Raw genomic sequence first — 2,058 nt, 5'->3', positions numbered from 1 at the left:
AGTCATCAGTCATCAGTCATTAGTCATCAGGAAGAGGGAAGAAGGAAGAGGGAAGAAGGAAGAGTTGACAGTTGACAGAAGGAAGAGGGAAAAACAGTTATTCGTGCATCCCTGACTAATGACTACTGTTAGCGAGAACTTAAGAGCGCACTAATAACTAAGGTTCGCGAGCAGAGACTAATGACTAATGACTAATGACTAATGACTACTGACTAATGACTAATGACTAATGACTACTGACTACTGACTAATGACTAATGACCAATGACTAATGACTAATGACCAATGACTAATGACTGCTGAAATCTACAACTTTGTCAACATCTAAAAACAGCAATAACTGCCTTTGTAGCTTGTATGCTCCTCGAATTAGCGGGCGTATTTTGTTTGTAAAAGTATCTGGAGGAGTTTCAAAATCTGCTTGAGATACTTCTAAGACATCTCCAATATCATCGACCAACAAACTGACTGTTTCATCCCCGGTTCTTACTATCACATTTAAAGGCAATTTTTCGACTGGTCGATCGCACAAATCCAATCGCCTCCGCAAATCAATCGCCGTGACAATTTGCCCCCTTAAATTGATTAATCCGCCCACTAATGCGGGTGCTAGCGGGACTCTGGTCATCTCCTGATAGCGGATGATTTCTTGCACTTTTTCAACTTCTATGCCCAAAAATAGGCTGTCAACAAAAAAGGTACAAATTAGAGTTGGTTCAGGCATTTTTAATGATTCCTTTAATGGCATTACCTTGCGTTTGCCAACATCTGCTGAACTCCGAATAAATTGTTGCTAATTACTGCATCGACATCGAGAATTTCGGTAACTTGACCCTGAATCACGGCACAATATGAAATTCCTGCTTGAGTAGCTGCACCTTTGATGTCGATCGACTGTTCTACAATATCCACGATGCGATCGACTACTAAACCGACTTGGTGTTCTGAGCCGATCGACACCACGACTAACGGCAGTTTATCATCTGCAGCGCGCGATCGCCCGCCAAGACCGTTGGCCGAATTCGCCGCACCGCCACCGCTACCAAACACCGCCGACAAATAAATCACCGGCATAATTTGGTTGCGGTACTGCACCACTTGCTGCTTTCCGACTCGCTCCAAAAGATGGCCGGGAAACTCTTCCAAGCGGCAAACTCGCGATAGGTGAATCGCCATCCGCCGACTGTCTGGGCCCTGAAACACTAACAACTGCTGCGGGGGTTCTGAAGATTCGCGCCGGCTGTTTTCATCAGCTAAAATAGCCTTTTCTTGAGCTTCCGTCATGTGGGTTTGCTGAGCAATCCCGTGCACGTCCAAAATCAAAGCAACTTTACCGTCGCCCATGATAGTTGCTCCCGCAAAACAAGCTAGAGATTTTAGTTGTTTTCCTAAAGGTTTAACCACAATTTCTTGGGTGTCGTTGATGGCATCCACCACCAATCCAAAAGGTTTGTCTGTAGCTTGCACTACTACAATATTCAAAGCCTCATCTATGTCGAATTGGGATTTTTTGCCATTTTCTACAATTTTTGTTTCTAACTGCAATTCCTGGTTCAAATAAATCAGCGGCAGCAGTCGCCCCCGCAACCGATAAACGGGCGTTCCGTGAAACATTTCGATGTTTTTTATTTGTTCTCCTTCCAAGCGCATCAATTCTAACAAGTTGACTTGAGGAATTGCGTAGCGGTCGCCTCCTGTAGTAATAATTAATGTTGGAATAATCGCCAAGGTTAAAGGAATTTTGAGCTTAAAAGTCGTGCCTTTGTCTACTTGACTGTGAACGTCGATCGTGCCGCTGATTTTTTCAATATTTGTCTGCACCACGTCCATTCCCACTCCCCTGCCGGAGATGTTGGTGATTTTTTCGGCTGTGGAGAAACTGGGCAGAAAAATCAAATTTAGTGCTTCGCGATCGCTCAGTTTTGCCGCGTCAACAGCAGAAAATATTCCTTTTTGCACGGCTTTATTTCTAATCCGCTCCGGGTCGATTCCCCCGCCGTCATCGGAGATTTCAATGTTTACTTGACCGCTTTCGTGATAGGCTCGCAGCAGCAGTTT

General features: G+C 44.6%; 2 protein-coding genes. Both read right to left on the bottom strand.

What is annotated here, in order from left to right; all coding sequences use genetic code 11:
* Positions 1-289 precede the first annotated feature (289 nt).
* Complete coding sequence (locus WBA89_RS07885; RefSeq protein ID WP_424405379.1) at positions 290-724, bottom strand: chemotaxis protein CheW; 435 nt, start codon at positions 722-724, stop codon at positions 290-292.
* Positions 725-747: 23 nt separating this feature from the next.
* Positions 748-2,058: chemotaxis protein CheW (locus WBA89_RS07880; RefSeq protein ID WP_424405377.1), on the bottom strand; the 1,311-nt coding region annotated here is incomplete at its 5' end.

It is taken from the genome of Microcoleus sp. (assembly GCF_049646505.1).
Lineage (GTDB): Bacteria > Cyanobacteriota > Cyanobacteriia > Cyanobacteriales > Microcoleaceae > Microcoleus.
This window is presented reverse-complemented; position numbering and strand designations above follow the sequence as displayed.

Excerpts from the sequence above, each read along its gene's own strand:
- WBA89_RS07885 (WP_424405379.1), bottom strand. The coding sequence starts at position 724 with ATGCCTGAACCAACTCTAATTTGTACCTTTTTTGTTGACAGCCTATTT.